Source organism: Rhizobium cauense, assembly GCF_019511525.1.
GTDB lineage: Bacteria > Pseudomonadota > Alphaproteobacteria > Rhizobiales > Rhizobiaceae > Rhizobium > Rhizobium cauense.
Genome location: NZ_JAEUAT010000080.1, coordinates 1 through 393 on the forward strand (window position 1 = coordinate 1; position 393 = coordinate 393).

Sequence of the window (393 nt, forward strand, 5' to 3'; positions counted from 1 at the left end):
AATGTGGACAAGCCCACCCCCAAGACATAAAAAAAGGGCCTAAAGCCCAGTTATTCTGTAGTCAGATAACAAAAAACCCCGATAAATCGGGGCTTTATATAACTGAACCCTATAACCGCAACTGCGGTCTGGAGCACTTTCCAGAAGGATTTTTTCAAATCCCACTACGAAGGCCGAAGTCTTCACAGTATATTTGAAAAAGGACTCTAAGGGAAAGTGGTTGCGGGGGCCGGATTTGAACCGACGACCTTCGGGTTATGAGCCCGACGAGCTACCAGGCTGCTCCACCCCGCGCCTGAAACGTGGCAAATTCTACTCGTTTTGGGTAAAAAATGCAAATACTGCTGGGATTTGGTGTACCGAGACGGGACGTAAAATCTGCAGGCATTATAG

1 tRNA gene is annotated in these 393 nt (G+C 47.6%); it reads right to left on the minus strand.

Going from position 1 to position 393, the window contains the following annotated elements:
* Positions 1-217: 217 nt before the first annotated feature.
* Positions 218-294 (minus strand) — tRNA-Met (locus JNB88_RS33225).
* Positions 295-393 lie beyond the last annotated feature (99 nt).